This is a genomic window from Anoxynatronum buryatiense (assembly GCF_900182905.1).
Taxonomy (GTDB): Bacteria; Bacillota; Clostridia; order Peptostreptococcales; family Tindalliaceae; genus Anoxynatronum; species Anoxynatronum buryatiense.
In genome coordinates this window covers 1-20,413 of record NZ_FXUF01000002.1, presented here as the reverse complement: position 1 = coordinate 20,413, position 20,413 = coordinate 1, and the positions used below count along the sequence as shown (strand labels likewise).

Here is a 20,413-nt window from a genome sequence, read left to right as displayed (position 1 = left end):
CTTCGCCTCCCTCTACTGAAAACTGATTGATAAGACCCTTTTGTCCTCCAGAACATAGACTCTCTGGCTATTCTTTATTAAAGTCGGATTTGTTGCCGGTATTGCTAGTTTCCAACGGCAACAAACCCTTACGGTGTTTCTTCGATTTAGCTTCTCAGCATTCCCGCTTGTTAAAATGACTTTATCTGATTTTACCTTTCAGAGGCGGATCAATCTTGCCTTCCAGTCCCAGGTATTCGATCATGGAGAGCAATTCTGAGTGCAGTTCATCGGCGCAGAACATACCGAACATTTCGGTTCCGAAGGCCATGTCAAGATCATCAGAAATCCGTTTTTTCCAGTTTCTTCTCACCAATTGAGTCGTCAAGCGTCTGGCGATTCGATTCTGAGCCATCAGCATATCGGCAATTTCATAGGCGCGGTCCATCAGCTTTTCCCGGGGAACCACTTCCGAAACAAGGCCTAAGCGCACCAGATCTTCCGCTTTCATTTTGTCCCCAGTCATCAGGTACCAGGCTGCAAAACGGGCCGGCATCAGTTCGAAGAAACAACTGTGAATACCGTCTCCGGGCACATTGTTGGTGCCAGGCAGCATGTGGGGATCCAGTACGGTAATGTCGTCAGCTGCAATGGCCAAATCACACATCAGCGCCAACTCAGTGTGTCCACCGGAACCGCTGAGAACTCCCAGAGTGGGAACTTCCACATCCTGAATCATAGTGATGATCATTCGGCGACCATCCACAAACATGTGACTGTAACGGGTTTCTCCGGCATTGTCACCCTCCGGCGCCCAGCTGGCGGCTTCAAAATCAGTCACCCAAATGTTGCCTGTTCCTGTAAAAATGATCATTTCAGTGTCACGATCGGTGCCAAGCAGTCGCCACATCTTTCCAATGGCGTCATGAAGTTCCATTGACCAGATCAGTGGACCACCATTGCAGTGCATACGCACAGTGACAACGCCATCTTCCCGTCTGTCCATGATAAAGTGTTCCTTAAACATTTCTTTGATTTCCTCAAAGGTTGGCCATGGGACATAACTGGTATTGGTTTTTCGTGTAACATTTGACATATTTCTTCCTCCATCCATTCATTTTTATTCAAACATTGCTACAGCTATTACACGCCGTCTAACTGAATTTTATCTATAAGAAGGCGGATCGTAAAATTCATTTTATGCATGGTGTATTCTTCGGAATTAGCTGGTTCATCAACTTATTTTTGTTATAATGGTGCAAGTCAGACTAAAGAAAATGCCTGCATGTTTTAAAGTCCATTACGAAAGTGGTGCACCCATCATGAAAATTGCTGAAAATCAACAGGGAATGCTTTCCATTGAGAGCCGGAACATCTTCACCATCCTAAAAAAATGGCTCTATACCGAACAGGATATTGTTTTTCGAGAATTAATCTCCAATGCCGCTGACGCCATCGAAAAACTGGAGCGACTTCAGAGCAAAGAATCGAATCATTCGCATAGAGAAGGCGTTATTCATGTAATGCTGGATGCTGATGCCAGAAAGTTGATCATCCGTGACAACGGCATTGGAATGAGCGAAGCTGAAGTGCATCAATATATTAATCAAATCGCTTTTTCCGGTGCCGCCGATTTTATTAATCACCATGATCAGCTTGGCAAAGATACAATCATCGGCCACTTTGGAGTTGGTTTTTATTCTGCTTTTATGCTGTCAGACCATGTGACCATTGAAACAAAGTCATACCGGGATGATATCCCTGCCGTTCGTTGGGACTGCCTGTCTGATATGTCGTATCAGATGAAACCCTGTGACAGAAATGATATTGGAACTGATGTTATTCTGCACTTGAGCGAAGAGAATCCTTATCTTAAAAAACCAGAACTCATCCGGGAAATCGTTCAAAAATTTTTCACCTTCTCCAAAACAGCCATTTACTACAAGGCGCCTGACAGCGAACCGGTGCTGATGAATGATCCGACACCTCTTTGGCACCAACCGAAAGAATTGATTGACTCTAATGAAATGAACACCTTCTATAAAACATTCTTTAATGATGTCAACGATCCCCTTTTCTGGATTAAATTTGAAAGTATTGATATCGGATTGCGAGGTGTTTTCTTCTTTAGAAACACTCGGAACGGCGCTGAAGAATTGGATGGTACTGTGAAGGTCTACAGTCGAGGAGTGTACGTGGGTGAAAACATCCAGACACTGATCCCCAAGTTTGTCAATCTGCAGAATGGCATCATTGAATGCGACAACCTGCCTTTGGTGGTCAATCGGTCTTCGCTTCGTGAAGAAGAAACTCCTGAAGACATGATCAGCCTGATCTATGAATCTCTCTCTCAAGAGGTCACCATTGCCATGAATGAATTTTTTGAAAAGAAAAGAGACCAGTACGAATCCCACTGGCCACATTTGAACGCATCGATGAAGTACGCTGTCTTGCAGGATAAAACCTTCGCTTCTGTCATGACCCGCAAAATTATTTTTCAAGATCTCCACGGCCACTACATGACCATTCAGGAATACGTCGACAACGTGGCGGCCACTGCACATCCCGAAATCATCTACTATGCTTCCGATGCCATTGAACAAGCCCACTACATTGAGATTTTCAAAAAATGTGGCTTGAATGCCTTGCTTTTCGATCATGTCATCGACCAGCCTTTTATGCGGAAATATGAGGTGGTTCGCCCCGGTCTGAAGTTCATTAGAATCGATTCCAATATCGAATCGCTTTTTCAGGGCTACTCTGAAGAAGGTGATGAACATCGAATCGCTTTGTTAGAAAGACATTTTTTGAATGCTCTGGGCGATCGCCTTTTGAATATGAATCTGAAAATCACCAATTTGGAACACCCCTCCATTTCCACAATAATCATCAATGATGAAAAATCGAGAAGAATGGCAGATATGCTTGAGATTTATGGTTTCATCAATCCCACAGATGTTTCGGCTAAAAAAATACAGGCAAAGAGCACACTGCTCATCAACATGAAAAATGGTATCATTCAGTACTTGTTAACCGCCGAAGAACCCGTTATCATCAACATCACCATTAATCACCTGTACGATTTGGCATTGATGAGCCAGCAAGCTCTCAAACCTGAAGATATTGAAGCCTTCATCAACCGAAGTGAAACCATTTTGGCAGCTTCACTGAACCATCAGTAATCCCTCAAATGCAATACCTTCTGCTAAATACACAAAAGAAGCCTTCCGGCTTCTGAGGTTGTTGAAAAAGTCTATGAAAATAGGCTTTTTTTCTTGCAAACGAAAGGGAGGTTTGCCTATTGATGTCGAAGATAGATATAAGGGGTGATACGAATGATGACAAAGAGAGACCCTGTTCAGCTAAAAGCCGAAATGGTGATCTTGGAACAACTGTTAAAAGAAGACCACCTCCTGAGAAAGATTGAAAAACATGTTTCTTTTGGATCATCTATAATCTTGTAGAAATCTACTATGCTGATTCCATGGGCCGACATCCATTGATCCAATGGTGTTGTTCAGGATGTCACTGATCGAGGCACTGTATGGCATAATTAGCTGAAGAAATACATCACAACATGGCCTATCGCCGGTATTTAGGTTATGGCATTACCGATACCATTCCTAACCACACCACCATCATCTACAACAGAACCCAGCGGTTTAAAGATGAGAAGGTGTATGAAGGAATCATGAACGAAGTGGTGCTTGTGGCAATGGAAAACAAACTGGTTCCATGAAAAATCTTTTACACTGATTCAACCCACATCCGAGCCAATGCCAGCAATTCCCAATACACAACTGGTCCATCCAGCGGATCATGCACAGAGACCGCAAACCTGTGGGCTTTTATCACTTGGTACACAGTACCGTTGACGGCGAGAATGACATCATCCTTGTGCTAAATGTCACAACCGGCAACATCCATGATTCCACTGTCTACTTACTGGTTTTTAGTCTGCTTTTTTCAGTTCCCGCAACAACCAGCACAATGCCATGTTAGCGGCAAAAAAACGAATCCGGTTGCGGTCGCCGCCAAAAGAAATGCGTTGTGTCAATGTTTCACCTCCCAGATGAAGACCCATCCAGATGAGTCCCACCGGCTCTGAAGGGTCTTGGGAGGGGCCTGCCCAGCCGGTGACGGCCAAACCAATGTCCGCACCGCTGATTTGTGCCACCCGCCGGGCCATTTCTTCGGCGATTTCACTGCTGACAGGACCAAAGGCTTCCAACTTGTCCGGTTCAATCCCCAATTGTCTGATTTTCGCCTGATTTGTGTAGGGAATCAACCCTTCCAGCAGACAGGCAGACATTCCAGGCACATTCACCAATCGCCCTGTTAGCAGCCCTCCCGTCAGAGATTCAGCCACAGCCATGGTCAGATTTCGCTGCCGCAGGATCAGAAAGATGGTTTCTTCCAAAGAAGCATCTCCCTGGCCATAGACCAGTTCACCTAAAGCTTCTCTGCAGGCCTCCGCCACTGGACTCAACAGTTTTTCTGCTGTTTCTTCCGTTTCAGCTCTGGCGGTGATCCGCACATGCACTTCCCCTTCTTTTGCATAAGTGGCAATGGTGGGATTGGCCTGCCCGGTGATCAGGTCTTTCAGCATCTCTTCCACATTGCTTTCACCAGCGCCGCATACCCGCAGCAACCGGGATTGAAATGTCTGGCTTAAGTGGGGTTTCAGTCTGGGAATAACCTGTTCCTCAAACATGGGGATCATTTCTCTGGGCGGCCCGGGCATCATGGCCATATAACATCCCTGAGCTTCAATCCAACAGCCTGGTGCCGTTCCCGCAGAATTGGGCAGGATAACAGCCCCTTCCGGAAATGCCGCCTGTTTTCTGGCACTCTCGATGGGTTTAGCGCCTCTCTTTTCGTAATAGAGACGGATTGGTTCCCATATTTCAGGGTGATCCACCAGAGTAAGGCCAAAATAACTGGCGGCCATTTCCTTGGTCAAGTCATCCTCAGTGGGTCCCAGACCACCTGAAATCACCACCAGATCTGCCCGTCCATAGGCATTGGCATAGGCCTCCAGTATCCGTTCAGGATTATCTCCCACCACTGTCTGAAAATAAACATACACACCTAATTCTGCCAGGCGTCTGGATAAATACTGGGCATTGGTGTTGACGATATCTCCCAGTAACAGCTCTGTTCCGATGGATAGAATTTCTGCTCGCATGATCTTTCTCCTTTATGGCTTGTTTGGGTTCATTTTCTCATGCCATCATTATCTGATCATATCAAAACCCCATCGGCTGTCAAGTGGAGGACCAGCCCCTCCACCAAACCATCCAGATCATCTTCTTCCCACTGACGAAGCATTGCTTCAAGCCCCTTCACCTCTCTTTGAAGGCATTGCTGCAATGCTACTCCCTGTTGTTGCCGGTGATGCAGAAGAAGCTCCATCTCCCCATTAAAATCCACATTCTCCCCGCCGTCATCAAGCAGCTGCTTTTTTTTCTGAATGGCAACCAGTGGTTGATAAAGATCAATGGCTCCCATCACCCGACCCGTTCCCCAATACTGGTTATGCTGCCGGTCTTCCCCCATCACCTGATGGGTGAAGTGATCCACCACCTCCCTGGAAAAATGGGCGCTGATCCACTCATCTTCAATTTGAACCAGATACGCCAGTGCTTGATCTGGTTCCCGGAGTTTCAGATGCTCCAGGGCCGCCTCCAACATAAGGATGTTGTGTTGAAAATGTTCATGTCCAAAAATGGGAACATCTGACCAGTCCAGGCGGAGAAACAGATCCTGAAAGCGTCGAAACCATTCCAGCAGGTATCGGTTAATCCTGCGACACTGTTCATACTGATCAGATCCCGCCATGGCTGTATCACTTTCATGGATGGACAGCCGACGGTTTATCTTTTCCAGTTTCTCAATAAGGCTTTTGCTTCTTCTCTCCATTTCTTCAATGGCGCTTCTGAGACTGTCCGCTTCTTCCTGAAACCATTCAACCGTTTCGATACAAAGACTCTCCTTCAACCGCACTGCCTGATGGGAAAAATCCAGCATTATCAGGGGAGTGTCAGTCAGATACAGCGCCAACAGCCCATAGAGCTGTAGATGGTGACGAAACATTGCTTCATCATAGGTGTCCGGGTTGTCAAACTGGCTGTGGTAGGTGGTAATGAAAAAATCATTCACCTCTCCCTGTTTATTGGTGAGAAAAGCATTCACCATCCCCGGAATCCCCGCTGCCGTATACGACCAGTCATCTGACCAGGAAAACTGCCGATACCCCGTTTCATAGGGATCACCCCGGAATGTCTTCAGTTCATCCGGCAATGTGTTTCGAAAGCTTTCCAGCATGGTGAAGAGCTCTGGTGCTGCTGCTGTGTAGTGACTATTGGGAAAGTGACAAGCCGGTAATTCAAAATTCAGATAGGCGAGGGTTTTACCCGTCCATTCCCGGCGCACTCGTTTAACCTGATTCCAGGCACCCACCGACCAGTCATAGCGGGTATCCAGCGCACCGGATTCTTCAGCTCCATGAAGAATAAACACCAGATCCCGCTCAGGGATAATGCCGGCATCCACAATCCCTTTGGCGATGGCCAGGGTGAGTCCAACCGCAGCGTTGTTATCCTGAAAACCCCAGAAATGGCAGTCATAGTGGTCGCCCACCAGCACTTGTTCATGTCGGTTTTTACCGGGAATCACCCCCGTCAGATTGTAGCTGACACCTGACGGATCAATTTGATTTTCCACCTGAAGCGTGATATTCATATCACCAGTGGTCTGCCTGTGGGCATACCTTTCCTTTAACCAGCCCGCATCTTTTCGGCTGATGCTTACGCAGGGGATGGTGACAGGACCAACAAAATCCTGGCAGTTTAAGGCTTGTTCGTCTCCCATTGAAAACCCGCCGCTGCAGCTGCACACCAACGCCACCGCTCCCCGATGGGCGGCTTCCAGCGCCGGATAAGTGATCCACCAATCGTTGCGCATGTCGATGTCTATCAACACGATTTTTCCCGTCACATCCAAACCTTCATAGTCTTGACGTGTTCCCCGGCCAACGGGCACAAGGGGTGCTGTCACCCCTTCAGGCTCAGTGCCCCCCGAAGGGTAGGCGTAGGGCCGGATGGTATGCCCTTCCGCATACAGACTGGCATTTCTGAACTCCCATTTCACAACGGGAAACGCCTCTTTCTTCACTTCTTTTAATCCAATAGCTTTCATTTCCTGAAACAGCATTTCGGCTGCTTCATGTTCTGCCTGACTACCGGCATTCCGCCCACCTAACGGACTGTTCACCAGTGGATGAAGTTTCATGGCAACGCTGTGGGCGTATGTCACTGAGGCTTTGCTCAAATAATGCTGCCAGTGACGTGGCAGACGGATATTGTCCCGACTCATGGTTGTCCCTCCCTGATGGATTGTGCGTTTTTGTCTTGTCATCAACCTGGTTTCAATATCTTTTCGCTTTCTAATTATGATCCTTTCGCTTCTTTGTAATGTAGATTTTCGACAGCAATTTCATAGACATGGGTGACCATCATCATTTTTTCGTCATATGGGAAGGTTTCTCCCGGTGCATGATGCGCCATCAATCGGTCCAGCCCCGCCTTCTTTTCCGCCGGATCTGTGAGGAGCCGAACGATACCTGTTCCCACAAGGCTTCGGTATTTCATGCTCCAGTGACAAGCTTCAGGATGTTTCACAACAGTCACGTCTGCGTCCATTTCAAAGGCTACCCGGGGGTTTCGGCTTAAAATATCAACTTTTGTGCCTTTTGCTCCTGAATGAAAATAAAGCTTACCTTCTCCCACTCCAAAATTCACCGGCACCACATAGGGCTGCTCACCGTCACACAATGCCAGGCGTACCACCGTTGCATCCTGCATCAGTTTTTCAACCGCTTCCCGTTTTGTCTCCCAGTGGTTCATGTTGACAGCCTCCTTTTCATTTTTGTCATTGATACTGCATTGTAGCAGTTCTGAAAAGGGCTTAACCACCCGATGACGGTTAAGCCCCTTTAATCTGGTTTGATGGAGTTGCTGGTTCCTTTTCAACCATGTCAAATGTTTCAGTGCTTTCAACATCTCAAGCACTTTCGTATATCCTGCATATGCTATATATGCTGTCTATCCTGTGTTCTGATGAAGCAGTCAGGATTTTTGCCAGAAAAATACCCGGTTGTCCATGGGTTCACCCTTGGCGTTAACGAAGGGTTTCGGTGGATCAGAATGTTGGGTTTTCAACGAAACCACAATCATCGCCACCAGTCCTGCAATGGCTCCCGGAATCAATGCCATGTACAGGGCATCCCAGATGGCCCAATCCATATAGACCTGTCCTTCCACCATCACATCCATGTTGGCTTCCTTGGTGAAGGGAAAGAACAGAAAGAACGAAATCGCCGTGGTAATGGCACCTGTGTAGAAAGAAGCCAGCGCACCTCTTGCATTTCCCTTTTTCCAGAAAAAGCCGCAGATATAGGGAACAATGATGGTAACCAATGAAATGGATCCAGTAAACACAATGAGTTTATACACCGTGCTGAACATCAGTGCAATTCCCATGGCTACAACGGCCACCACCGGAATGGCAATGCGCATCACACGCAATTTTTGCTTCTGTGTGGCTTCTGGTACGTATTTGGGATAGATGTTATTTCCAATCATGGTGGAAACAATAAGGCAGTTATCTCCCACAGTGCTGATGATGGCCGCCGTCAGTGCAACAATGAACAGTACCCCCGCCCAGCTGGGCAAAAAGTTTTCTGCCACCCAGGGAAGCACATATTCCGTCTGTTCCAATGGCAGCTCCAACCCGTAGGTGAACATGGCAATACCAATGAGTACCGGGATTAGCCCCAGCACCAGGTATAGCACACCACTGATCATAAAACCCCTCACAGCTGTTTTTTCGTCTTTTGCAGCCAGCACTCGCTGAAGAAGCACCTGGCTGTTTAGATCTCCGATGCCCAGTGATGCCCAGGCCGACAGGTAATATACAATTCCCAGAATGCCGGTGTACCAGATAAACCCGCCGTCATCAGGAGCAACAGGTATCATGGCGAAGGGTGGCAACTCACCCCAGTTTGCAGCGTTGGCGATGAACTCGCTCCATCCGCCCACTTCGGAAATAACCACCGGAAACATGACGAATAGCCCTGCAATAATGAGGGTAAATCCAATGGCATCCACCCGTGACAAAGCCCATAACCCGCCAAAGTAGGTCACCAAAACGACGACAACAGTGGCAATCATGGTGGCGGGAAGCATCCCCACGCCTGTGGTCAGATTGACGATAATTCCCAGTGCCACCAACTGGCCTCCCAGCCAACTGGTGGCCGACAGTACCTGAATCAGCAGGTAATGATCACCCATCCGTTCACTGTATCGGGTGCGCATGAAGTCCACCACGGTGCTGAACCGTGACTGGCGAAGTCGCCGGGCAAAGAAAACTGCCACCAGCACCATCATCAGTGCAGGGGCAAAGGGGTCCCAGATGACACCCTGAAATCCCCACTTGTATGATTCTGCCGCAGCTCCCATAATGGCACCGGCGCAAATCCAGGTGGCCACGATGGAAGGTACCATGAAGGGCAGTGTCAAATTACGACCGGCCAGGGCCAAATCGTCCGATTCTTCAATACGCCCTGAATAGCGAAATCCAAGAAAAAGTATCGCAATGACATAAATACCCAAAATACCTAAAATCCATTTTGAAGATTCGAAAACTGTAATCACCGATTGCTCCATCATAACGCCTCCTGTCATGTTATCAGGTTAGGTTATGCAGCATACCAATCGCGTGGCTCCAGTCTTTCGAAGGCTTTCAGTCGTTACAGGGGTCTCCCCGGCCTCTGCAGCAGGCTGCAGTGTCTTGCGAAATGGCTGTATCGTCCCGTGTGGTTATTGCTGTAGTGAACCTTGTTATCAATTCATCTACATCTATTCAGTTTCTTAATATACGCACCCCTCCTTCGATTATTGCCTCCCTATGTGGTACTTGCTGTCAAACTGCACACTCACATCCCTTCATTCCTTCTTTATTGTACACCCAACAAGACTTTGGCGCAATATTAAGAAAATACAGGCAGCACAATGGCCACCTGCACTTTCCTGAAAGGCGTTGTCGAAACACCCATTCAATCATCTGTAGAAACAGCTGCTCCTGTCTGATTAATCAAGTTCCGGTACATGTGCCAGTTCGGGTGCTTCCATGTCAATTCCCAGAAGGGCGACAATTTCGCCGGCGGTGTTATAGATAGGGGCAAAGGCGGATTTCATCACTTCATCATCTATCCAGATATGCTGAGCTGCCGCCGGTGTGCCGCTAAAAGCCAACAGGAACTGGGGCTCCATGTCATATTCATCACCGTATTCGTCCGGATAGTCTGATTCTGAAATCAACAGTGTGGGATCTTCATCTGTGCCCGACTTGATAAGAGTATAGACGTAGGTGGCTCCATTGGCTTCCTTGATTTTTTTCAGAACGGCCCGAAAAGCTTCATTTTCTTGGGTATCCCATTCACCGGAAGCAACAATGACTTCGTGAAGATCACCCATTTCTCCTTTTAACATCAGGGAACCCGTAACTGCAATGGCTTTCACCTTTGAGCTGATAAGGGCGTTGGCATCATGGTTCATGGGGTTGTAAACGGTGTCGATCCCCAAAATCGCCACTACCTGCCCGGCAGAATTATAAATGGGTGCAAAGGCTGACTTCATCACCGTGCCTTCATCATCCCAGAAATGAACCGCATAGGCCGGTTTCCCTGCAAACGCCTTCAGAAACTGGGATTCCATTTCATATTCATCACCGTATTCATCTGGATAGTCTGATTCTGAAATCAGCAGCGTAGGATCTTCATCAGTGCCTGATTTAATAAGGGTATACACATATGTGGCCCCACTGGCTTCCTTGATTTCCTTCAGGCTTGTCCGAAAAGCTTCATTTTCAGGGGTATCCCATTCGCCGGAAGTAACGATGGCTTCGTGAAGATCGCCCATTTCTCCATTTAATAACAGAGCTCCGGTGGTAGCGATGGCTTTGACATATTCAGAAAAAAGACGGTTGGTGCGGCTGATGATTTCAACGCTTTTAGCGGAAGCATTCCAGGCGACTTCGTGCCCAAAAGCACGGGATACTGATGCCAGAGGCACCCAGAGCATTTCCGCTTCCATGATTAAGGGTTGGTCCAACAGCATGGATTCGCCGTCCAGCAATGCTTCTTGTGCACCAACTGTCATCACCATGGTTTTTTCCGCGTAAGTGAGTACCAGTTCATCCGCCTGCCACTGGACATCAACTCCCATAAGTTCTTCCAAATCATCCACAGAAATCATGGCGCGGCCATCCTTCAGAACAAGGCTTGTTGCCGCCTCTTCGGTGTCCAACATCAGTTGAACCGGCTGCTGGGCATACACTCCGGTACCGCCCATCACCATTACCAACACAAGTACCATCACCAACCACTTTGCCATTCTTTTTTTCATTCTACCCCTCCTTTAATGAATTGGACTGCCTTCGAAACAACACACCAAACACTTCATAGATTACTTTAAGCGCTGCCCAGCTGGTGATATTGGAGTGGTCCAACGGGGGCGAAACCTCCACCAGATCCACCACCTGAATGGGCAGGCGGGTCATCAGTGCCCGAACCATCTCCATCAACTCCCGGGATGACAAACCACCTGCTTCCGGGGTTCCAGTACCCGGCGCGAAAGCAGGGTCCAGTACATCAATATCCAGCGTCAGGTAAATCCGCTGATAATGCCGGTAATGTTCCACCAGCTGCTCCACAATGGCTGCCTGCCCCTGCATGTAAACATCCCGTGCTTTGAAAACAGTGATTTCCGGATGCTTTGCAAAAAATTCCAGCTCTTCCTCCATGAAAGAACGAAGACCGACGAAGCTTAACCCCCCAGGATCCACATTGTTTAGTTCCACCGCTCGGCGCTGGGTACAGGCATGAGACCAACCGTGACCGTCATACTCGGAAATGATGTCAGGGTGGGAATCAAAATGAATGATTCCAATTTTTTCGTTGGGATAGGTATTGGCAAAAGCGGTGATCAGTGGAATGGTGACGGAGTGGTCTCCGCCCAGAAACACACAGGGTTTTCCTGTGGCTACCAGTTCACCGGCTTTCTTTTCCACCGCATCATAATACCGGGGCCAGTCCAGCATCACCGGCACATCGCCGACATCACACACCTTCAACTCACCAAAACAGTCACCTTCTTCTGTCACCGGCGGCAAAATCCTCGATAGCTCCCGCATGCGGTCTGGTGCTTCTGCCGCTCCTTTGGCATTGCTCACCGCGCCGTCAAAAGGAACAGCCATCAGCAGCACATCCGCCGCTGCCATTTCCTCGGTGGCATTTTCTCCCCAGGGATGTGGGTATTTCATCTTAGTCACCTCTTTTCAACAAGCTCACCAGTGCTGATAGAGAACCCCGGAGAACCCTGAGACAGGGACCCCGGGGAGTTGTTACATCAATTCTTGAATAGGTGATTATCTTATTTTGACCAGGAGAACATGCCATCTGTCATGGGGTTCCCTTTGGAATCTGTAAAGACTTTCGGAGGATCAGACTGCTGTGTTTTGAGAGACACGACGATCATGACCACGAAGGCCAGAATGGCCGCAGGAACCATGGACATGTAGAGGGCATCCCAGATGGCCCAGTCCATAGCCAGTCCCGCTTCAATGATTTCTTCTTCAAAGTTGGACTCTTTGGTGTAGGGGAAGATCATGAAGAAGAAGACCACCCATGAAATCAGCCCGGTAAAGAAGGAAGTGATCGCACCTTTTGCATTGGCTTTTTTCCAGAAGAAGCCCAGAACAAAGGGAGCAAAAATGGTACACAACTGCAATGCACCCGAGAACACGATGAGTTTGTACACCGTTTCGAAGTACAGGGCAATGACCAGGGCCATGAACATGGTCACTGGGATGGCAAGTCGCACCATGCGAAGTTCTTCTTTGGGGGTGGCATCGGGTTTAAAGTACTTAAACAAATTGTGACCCGCCATGGTGGCACAAATCAGACAGGTATTTCCCACGGTACTGATGATCGCCCCTGCCAGTGAAACCACAAAGAGGACAGAAGCCCAGGGAGGCAGGAAGTTGTCCGCCACCCAGGGAAGCACCATCTCCACCTTATCCAGCGGCAGGTCAAGTCCCCAGGTATACATGGCTATCCCAATGGCCACAGGAATCAATCCAATAAACAGGTACATCACACCACTGATGATGAAACCCTGTCGAGCCACTTTTTCATCCTTGGCAGCCAGCACACGCTGCAGGATTACCTGACTGGGAACATCCCCAAGCCCCAAAGCTGCCCAGGCTGAAAGATAGTAGGCCAGTCCCAGAAAGCCTGTGTACCAGAGGAACCCGCCATCATCGGCAGCAACAGGCGTAATGGCAAAAGTGGGTACTTCCAGCCAGTTGTCGCCTTCTGCAAAAAAGACATCCCATCCGCCAAGTTCGCCGATGACAATGGGAAGCATTATGAGAAGACCAACAATGATCAATACCAGCACGATGGCATCAACTCTCGAAAGAGCCCACAAACCGCCAATATAAGACACCACAATCATGACAATGGCAGCAATTAAAATGGCTGTCATCATACTGAAGCCGGTGGTCAGATAGACAATCACACCCAGGGCCACCAGCTGACCACCCAACCACCCAATGGCCGACAGCATCTGTACCACCAGATACAGCATGCCCATTCGCTTACCAAATCGGTCGTTCATAAAGTCGATCACTGTTGTATAACCCGATCTCCTGAGCCGATGGGCAAAGAAAACACCGACGATGAGCATCATCATTACCGGTGCAAAAGGATCCCATACAACTGCCTGCAACCCTCCGGTATAGGCTTCTCCAGCAGCCCCCATCATGGCACCGGCACAAATCCAGGTGGCCAGAATGGACGGTACCAGAAAGGGAAGGCTTAACCCTCTGCCTGCCAGTACCAGGTCATCCGACTCTTCCACTTTACCGGAATAGCGAACACCCATGTACAAAATCACTAACACAAACAATCCCAGAAAAATCAAGATTAAATTAGCCGATTGAAATACGCTTACAACATCTTCTCCCATTAAGATATAACCTCCTTGTGAGTGTCACTGCTTTCCATTTGTCAGCCGTCACAATCCGGTTTTACTCATCACCCCCCCGATACCGGCGGAAACACCGTCACCACAACCCCTTCAGAAAGTGGCCGGTGCTCTTCCACCTTTCTGCCTCCAATGGAGACGAAGCTATATGACATTTCAGGGATTTTCAGGTGACTGATGAGATCAGCCACCTGCCACCCCTTCTCACCTTCCACTGACAACTCGCGGCAGCCATTTCCATACCGGCTTAATGGTCCTGCGAGAATCACATGAATCAACATAGGTTACAACTCCAGTACTGCTGTTTTTTCATCAGAAATAATGCCCTCTGCCGTCCAGCCCCGGAGATGATAATACTCCGCCAGCATTCTGTCAAAGTCTTCTCTGGGAATCTTTTTACCGGCAGTGGCTCCTGATTTCAAAGCATCATTGAAAATGCGGTTGGGCAGTGTATCATGGGTGCCGGTAAAACCTTCTCTTATATTGAAGGCACGGGCGATATTCACGACACGCTCACCAATCGCCAGCAGCTCTTCGGCGGTGTAGTCGGCCCCGGTGATCAGGTTAAGCACTTCTGCCATTGCTTCTTCTCCCGCCGCCCAAAAGTCGCAGAGAATCAGGGAGAATTTAACGGCATTGGAGTTCTGCATTTCCATCACCAACTGGGCTTTTCCTTCAACAGTGAAGGCATCCACATCACCATATGCTTCAACAGCAACAGGCCAGGCTCTCATATGACAGGCACCCCGATCAGATGTGGCATAGGCCAGCCCCATTCCCCATGAGCCGCGGGGTTCGTAACCAGGAAATTCCAACCCCTTCACCTGCATTGCAAAATCTTCGCCGCCATAACGCTTGGCAAGTTCCCTGGTGCCCAGCCCCAGTTCCATACCAATACCCTCTTTTCGGGCGATTAGCTCAGGTACCTTCAGGTAGCTTTCCACATCACCAAATCGAAGGCCAAAATCCTTGATGCCTTTTTCTGTCAACTCCATGGCAAAAGCAGTGGTGTTTCCAACGCTGATGGTATCCAACCCCATATCATCACAAAGGTCATTGAACTTCACCACAGCGTCCAGTTCGCCAATGCCACAGCTGGAGCCGCAAAGTGCCAACGTTTCATACTCAGGCCCCTCCACAGCACCGCGCCCCGTTTTAGTAAAGTTACCGCAACCAAGGGCACAGCTTCCACAGGCTTTTTTGCCGGAACGGGCTTTTTTCATAGCTTCTGAGTCGATGCCCTGATAAGCGCCAAAGGTGCCGTCCTGAAAGTTATGGGTTGGCAAAATACCCGTGTTATGAGACATTTCAACCAACATCGCCGTTCCATCGGTATAGGCCCACAGGTTGTCATCTGTCAAGGTGTCTGAACGCATGATTTCGTTGATCCGGGTAATGGCCTCCTGAATTGAATGGACCTGCACACCGCCGGTTCCTTTCACCAGGAATCCCTTCAGTTTCTTACTTCCCATGACAGAGCCGATGCCGCCCCGGCCAGCCTGGCGATAGTAGTCAGAATTAATACAGGCCATGGTGGAAAGGTTTTCTCCGGCAGGGCCGATGGAAATTACTTTCATATCTTTGCCATGAGCTTCAATAAGTGCGGTTTCTGTTTCATGGGAGCCTTTTCCCCACAAATCATCTGCCGGTAAAAAAGTAATGTGATCGTCTTCAATTTTCAGCACGCCCGGTTCATCCAATGCCCCTTCAATAATCACCGCATCGTAGCCGGCAAATTTGATCTCAGAGGCAATGTGGCCGCCAATGGAACAGTCAAGAATGGTTCCGGTGGCTGGCGATCTGGAAATGATGGCGAGCTTGCCCGAACAGGGAACAGTGGTACCTGTCAGTGGCGCTGTCATAAAAATCAGTTTATTTTCCGGTGAAAATGGATCGGTGTGAGGCGCCAGTTCTTCATAGAGGTATTTAATTCCCAACCCTTTTCCACCGATATATTTTTTTGCCCATGTCATGTTCAGGGGTTCTGTGCTCCAGCTTTTGCTGCTCAGGTTGACGCGCAACACCTTGTTTTGATATCCCATCATGCTGAAGTGCCCCCTTTCAACATCAACGCTCCATGAGGACATGATTTGACACACCACGGGTCACCTTCACACAAATCACAGATCCCCACATCTTCCTCTTTCTGTACAATTACCGACTGAGGACAGACATCCACACAGACACCACAGTTGATGCAGTCTTCTCTGGTATAATGGAGCCGGCCGTCTTCCAGTGCAATGGCATCTGTCGGACAGGCGCGCACACAGGAGCCACAGAGAATACAGACATGCCCTTCAATTTTTAGATCTTTGTTCTCATAGTGACTGCCCACTCTCAGTCTGCCCAGTCGCGGGTTAAACATTTCCTCATGAGAAGCCGAACAGGCTAACTCGCATAATTTACAGCCAATACAGTTTTCCTGAACAAATTTCAGTCCCACACAGATTCCCTCCTTTGTCTCAGGTTCGTCTTTTATTGCATCGATGCTATTGATAAAATGATCCGGCGCAGACACCCTCTCAAACATACAAATCGACACACACACACAACACGCAGGGATTTTCAGCAGGCGGGGGAGTCTGCACCAAAGATCATTTTATACCGTGCCAGGGCCTTGCTCAGGTTTGTATCATTCTTACTCTCAGGATTTTGTTGCCGCTTTATAGGCAGAATCCCGTTCTTGCAATCCATAGGGGAAGTCATAGGCAGCCATCAGTTCCATAAATGGCTCCGGCGGGAAAAACTCTGGTCCCTGAACGCCGGTGGCTTTCCATTGTCCCTTGGCCACCAGTTCCATCATCAGCACAGGAGGGAAAGCCGTTTGTGCCACAACTGCCTGTGAACCGTAGATTTTCATGCACTCCTGATTGTCTGCAACTTGATAAAGATAGATTTCACGATCCAAACCGTCTTTTCGGCCTGTGACCCAAGTGCCAGCCACGGTTTTGCCCGTCATTTTCGGACCGATATACGCCGGGTTGGGAGCTGTTGCTGCCACCACATCCCGGGGTGACACCTCAACCCCGTTCACCTTTACCTTCTCTGTACTGGCCAGTCCCAACTCCTGGAGATTTTTCAGCATGGTGATAAAATCTCTGCCCAGGCCAAACTTAAAGGTAACGCGCTTTAATCCCTTGTCGAGGTAACGGGGCACTAACAGCACTTCTTCATGCTCCACATTTACCATTTCCACCGGACCAACTTCCGGCAAATCAAAAACCTCTTCTCCCGAGAAAGGCTCAGTGGTGTACCAGCCTTTGTCACGTTCCCAGATCACCGGCGGGTTGAGGCATTCCTCAATGGTGGTCCAGATGGAAAATCCAAAAGGAACCGTGTAGCCTTCCACCTGAAGATTGTTACCGTCCCGGATTCCAATCTCGTCAATTTCATCAAAAAGATGGTCGTGGGCATAACGGGCAAAAACATCAGCCATACCCGGTTCAACCCCTGATCCCACCAATGCCAACAAGCCTTTTTCTTCCCATTTTTGGGCCCGGTCAAACTGATAATCGCCCAGTTTGATATGGGATTTTTCATAAGGCGCTTCCGGATGTGGATGGGACAAGGTCATGGCCATATCCATGTAATTGCATCCCGCTTCATAGGCAGCATCAAAAATGGATTCATTGAAGGCCGGCTCGCATCCATTGACAACGATGTCCGCCCCATATTTCTTCACCAATTGCTGAATTTGCTTTCCATCTCGGGCATCCACCTGTTCCACCGGGTACTTCTCCGGGTTCCCAAGTTTTGCCTGAACTTCTTTGGCACGATCCAAATTATAATCGGCCAATACCATCAATTCCAAAAAATCCCGTTTGTCTGCAATGGACGCAATGGCTTCACCCACACCGCCAACACCAATCAAAAGTACTTTCATCAGAAAATCCTCCTTTTTATTTGTTCATTTTCCTCCGGTCACTCTGACGATGGTGGTGTTAGGTGAAATCCCAAGGTAAATCCCTGTATGCGTCAAACATGTCAACCCCTCACTTTCACTTTTGGTGTTTAGTGTCTGGTGACGCATCTTCATTACACTGCAAAATTCATACCATAATCCCTATTTCAGGGAATAAAAGCGCAGATCGACGCCTTTTGCATAAATATTTAGATAAATAGGCCAATTCTTACTCTTGTTTTTCCACCGGATGTTTCCAACAATAGTCCCACTATTCTCAAATATGATACGTGAAAACGCTAAAACAGTTCGAAAACTCATTTTTCAGTCTATTCTCATATTTGATATTCATATTCTCGATTCTCAATTTTAAGAAATGCGGTACTCCGACAATTTTCGGTACAAAGTTGCACGACTGACTCCCAGTTCTTTGGCAATAATCAACTTGCTCTCGTGGGTGCTCCCATGCTCCCGAATTTTGCTCAGGAGAATTTCCTTTTCGATGTTTTTCAACTGCTCCTGAAGGGAAGAATACCTGAGCATCTGCCCTGGTTCCACCAGAAGATGCTGCAGTTTGGGCGGTACTGCATCCATCTCCACAGCCCCCCCAAAAGTCATGTTCACACCATACTCCACCGCATTTTCCAACTCTCTCACATTCCCCGGCCACTGATAGCCCGTGAAAAGCTGCTGCACATCGTCGGAAAAACCCTGTATTTTTTTATTCATGAAGCCATTATATTTTTGAAGAAAGTAGCGGGCAAGGGGTAAAATATCTTCTTTGCGTTCCCTGAGGGCCGGCAACACCAGCGGAATAACACTGATGCGATAATACAAATCTTCACGAAACATCTTATCCCGCATCATCTCTTCCAAATTCCGGTTGGTGGCCGTGATTACCCGCACATCCACCTGAATGGTTTTATTGCCTCCCACACGCTCAAATCGCCGATTTTGAAGAACATGAAGGAGTTTCACCTGCAAGTGAAGGGGCATATCGCCAATTTCATCCAGAAAAATGGTGCCTGTATCTGCCAGTTCAAATTTGCCAACTTTTCCCTTATCTCTGGCGCCAGTGAAAGCACCTTTTTCGTAGCCAAACAATTCACTTTCAAGCAACGTTTCCGGAATAGCTCCGCAATTAACCGTGATGAACGGACCGTGACAACGGCTGCTGGCATAATGGATGGCCCGGGCAAACAGTTCTTTACCTGTGCCGCTTTCACCTGTAATCAGCACGGTGGAGTTGCCTTTCGCCACCTGCCGGGCCCGGTTTTTTGCCCGGTGCATCCTTTCACTGTCGCCGATGATATCCTCAAAAGTGTAAGTAATACTCATTTCGCTCAGATTGTACACCAGCTTACGCGCTTCCACAATATCTCTGAAGGAGACCACCAGCCCGCGAATATGATCCTGATCCACAATGGGTTTGACCGTCACAATGAAGTGCAGATTCCGGTTGCCATTTTTCAAAATTTCTTCCTGTTCAGTGTACCCTTCGCCGGATTTCAGAACCTCCAACGCCGGTGTGCCGGGCATGAGCGCGGCCAGATGACTGCCAATGAGCTCTTCCCGGTTTATTTTCAGTAGCAGGGCTGCATTGGCATTACAGTATTCCACCATCCCCCGGTCATCCACCGCCAACATGCCTTCGTGGATGGTTTCCAGAATAGTGGCCATCTCTTCCCGGGTGCGCTGCATTTCCATGATCATAATTCTTTCAGAAGCCTTGGCACCCAGCAAGTCTGCCATTCGTTCGACAAAAAGCTTCAATTTCTCCTTTTCGATCAACAAATGCTGGTGTTGTTCCCTGGTGAAAGCCACCAGCCCAATCACACCGATGATTTTGCCACCGCTGATGATAGGGGTGCAGATTTCTGCCAGTTCCTGGCGCTTACCCAGACGGGTCAGTGGATCGTACGTCAGATCACTGAGGGCTTCTTTGACAAAAACGGTTTTCCCTTCCCTCAGAACCCTTGCATAGAGAAAGTTTGATTCCAGTTTCCCCAGTTCTTCTTTTCCTCCCAGGCGATCCACATAGGGACCTGTTCCGCCCACAATGGTCAGTTCGTGATCGACGATTTCCGTTTCAAGACCCACCGCCAGCGAAATGGCTTCAGCCACCTGCTGGGTTGTTTCACGGATCTCTGTTAAGTTGGGCATGTACTCACTCCTTCCTGCCCCGGCAGCTTCTCAGGAGAAGCCGCCGGTCTTCGACAGGTAACATGTTGATCAACGGCGATTCACGATGCGCTCCCTTATGTTTTATTCGCGAAACAAGTGTCCAATTCCTGCCTGTGATGAAATTAACGAGCGTATTTTTCCAAAGCCGCCTCCAGAATATCCAGCCCCGCCTGCAGCTGCTCATCGGTGATCACCAGCGGTACCAGGAAACGAATCACATTGCCCCTGGCTCCGGCAC

General features: G+C 48.5%; 15 protein-coding genes. 2 read left to right on the top strand and 13 right to left on the bottom strand.

Annotated features, from left to right (window positions below):
• Positions 1 to 181 precede the first annotated feature (181 nt).
• Complete coding sequence (locus tag QOL74_RS02870) at positions 182 to 1,075, bottom strand: enoyl-CoA hydratase/isomerase family protein (RefSeq protein WP_283407933.1); 894 nt, start codon at positions 1,073 to 1,075, stop codon at positions 182 to 184.
• Positions 1,076 to 1,301: 226 nt separating this feature from the next.
• Between QOL74_RS02870 and htpG the strand changes: the two genes are divergently transcribed.
• Both htpG and QOL74_RS02860 read left to right on the top strand, forming a co-directional pair.
• Complete coding sequence (htpG, locus tag QOL74_RS02865; protein WP_283407932.1) at positions 1,302 to 3,161, top strand: molecular chaperone HtpG; 1,860 nt, start codon at positions 1,302 to 1,304, stop codon at positions 3,159 to 3,161.
• Positions 3,162 to 3,544: 383 nt separating this feature from the next.
• Entirely contained in the window at positions 3,545 to 3,718 is a 174-nt protein-coding gene (locus QOL74_RS02860; protein WP_283408276.1) for a transposase, read from the top strand.
• A 213-nt stretch (positions 3,719 to 3,931) separates the two neighbouring features.
• Here QOL74_RS02860 and QOL74_RS02855 read toward each other — a convergent pair whose 3' ends face one another.
• From QOL74_RS02855 to QOL74_RS02800, 12 genes are all read right to left on the bottom strand, one after another.
• A complete protein-coding gene (locus QOL74_RS02855) occupies positions 3,932 to 5,167 on the bottom strand; it encodes a competence/damage-inducible protein A (protein ID WP_283407931.1) in 1,236 nt (411 codons plus the stop codon).
• A gap of 56 nt (positions 5,168 to 5,223) precedes the next feature.
• The gene (locus QOL74_RS02850; RefSeq protein WP_283407930.1) at positions 5,224 to 7,356 is read right to left on the bottom strand and encodes a M28 family peptidase; all 2,133 of its coding nucleotides are present in this window, start codon (positions 7,354 to 7,356) and stop codon (positions 5,224 to 5,226) included.
• Between the two features lie 74 nt (positions 7,357 to 7,430).
• Entirely contained in the window at positions 7,431 to 7,886 is a 456-nt protein-coding gene (locus QOL74_RS02845; RefSeq protein WP_283407929.1) for a pyridoxamine 5'-phosphate oxidase family protein, read from the bottom strand.
• A gap of 222 nt (positions 7,887 to 8,108) precedes the next feature.
• Positions 8,109 to 9,707, bottom strand: coding sequence for a sodium:solute symporter family transporter (locus QOL74_RS02840; protein WP_283407928.1), 1,599 nt, complete (start codon positions 9,705 to 9,707; stop codon positions 8,109 to 8,111).
• Between the two features lie 423 nt (positions 9,708 to 10,130).
• The gene (locus QOL74_RS02835; protein ID WP_283407927.1) at positions 10,131 to 11,447 is read right to left on the bottom strand and encodes a copper amine oxidase N-terminal domain-containing protein; all 1,317 of its coding nucleotides are present in this window, start codon (positions 11,445 to 11,447) and stop codon (positions 10,131 to 10,133) included.
• Between the two features lies 1 nt (position 11,448).
• Complete coding sequence (gene speB / locus QOL74_RS02830) at positions 11,449 to 12,363, bottom strand: agmatinase (protein ID WP_283407926.1); 915 nt, start codon at positions 12,361 to 12,363, stop codon at positions 11,449 to 11,451.
• A gap of 110 nt (positions 12,364 to 12,473) precedes the next feature.
• The gene (locus QOL74_RS02825; protein WP_283407925.1) at positions 12,474 to 14,072 is read right to left on the bottom strand and encodes a sodium:solute symporter family transporter; all 1,599 of its coding nucleotides are present in this window, start codon (positions 14,070 to 14,072) and stop codon (positions 12,474 to 12,476) included.
• A gap of 68 nt (positions 14,073 to 14,140) precedes the next feature.
• Entirely contained in the window at positions 14,141 to 14,371 is a 231-nt protein-coding gene (locus QOL74_RS02820; protein ID WP_283407924.1) for a MoaD/ThiS family protein, read from the bottom strand.
• Between the two features lie 3 nt (positions 14,372 to 14,374).
• Positions 14,375 to 16,135: an aldehyde ferredoxin oxidoreductase family protein gene (locus tag QOL74_RS02815; RefSeq protein WP_283407923.1), complete on the bottom strand. Its 1,761-nt coding sequence runs from the start codon at positions 16,133 to 16,135 to the stop codon at positions 14,375 to 14,377.
• Positions 16,132 to 16,533 (bottom strand): 4Fe-4S dicluster domain-containing protein, encoded by a 402-nt coding sequence (locus tag QOL74_RS02810; RefSeq protein WP_283407922.1) that lies wholly within the window; start codon positions 16,531 to 16,533, stop codon positions 16,132 to 16,134. Before QOL74_RS02810 ends, QOL74_RS02815 begins: the two co-directional genes overlap by 4 nt.
• Positions 16,534 to 16,734: 201 nt before the next feature.
• Positions 16,735 to 17,973 carry a saccharopine dehydrogenase family protein gene (locus QOL74_RS02805; RefSeq protein ID WP_283407921.1) on the bottom strand — a complete coding sequence of 413 codons (1,239 nt, stop codon included), beginning with the start codon at positions 17,971 to 17,973 and terminating at the stop codon, positions 16,735 to 16,737.
• A 387-nt stretch (positions 17,974 to 18,360) separates the two neighbouring features.
• Positions 18,361 to 20,154, bottom strand: a complete 1,794-nt coding sequence (locus QOL74_RS02800) for a sigma-54-dependent Fis family transcriptional regulator (RefSeq protein WP_283407920.1) — start codon at positions 20,152 to 20,154, stop codon at positions 18,361 to 18,363.
• Positions 20,155 to 20,413 lie beyond the last annotated feature (259 nt).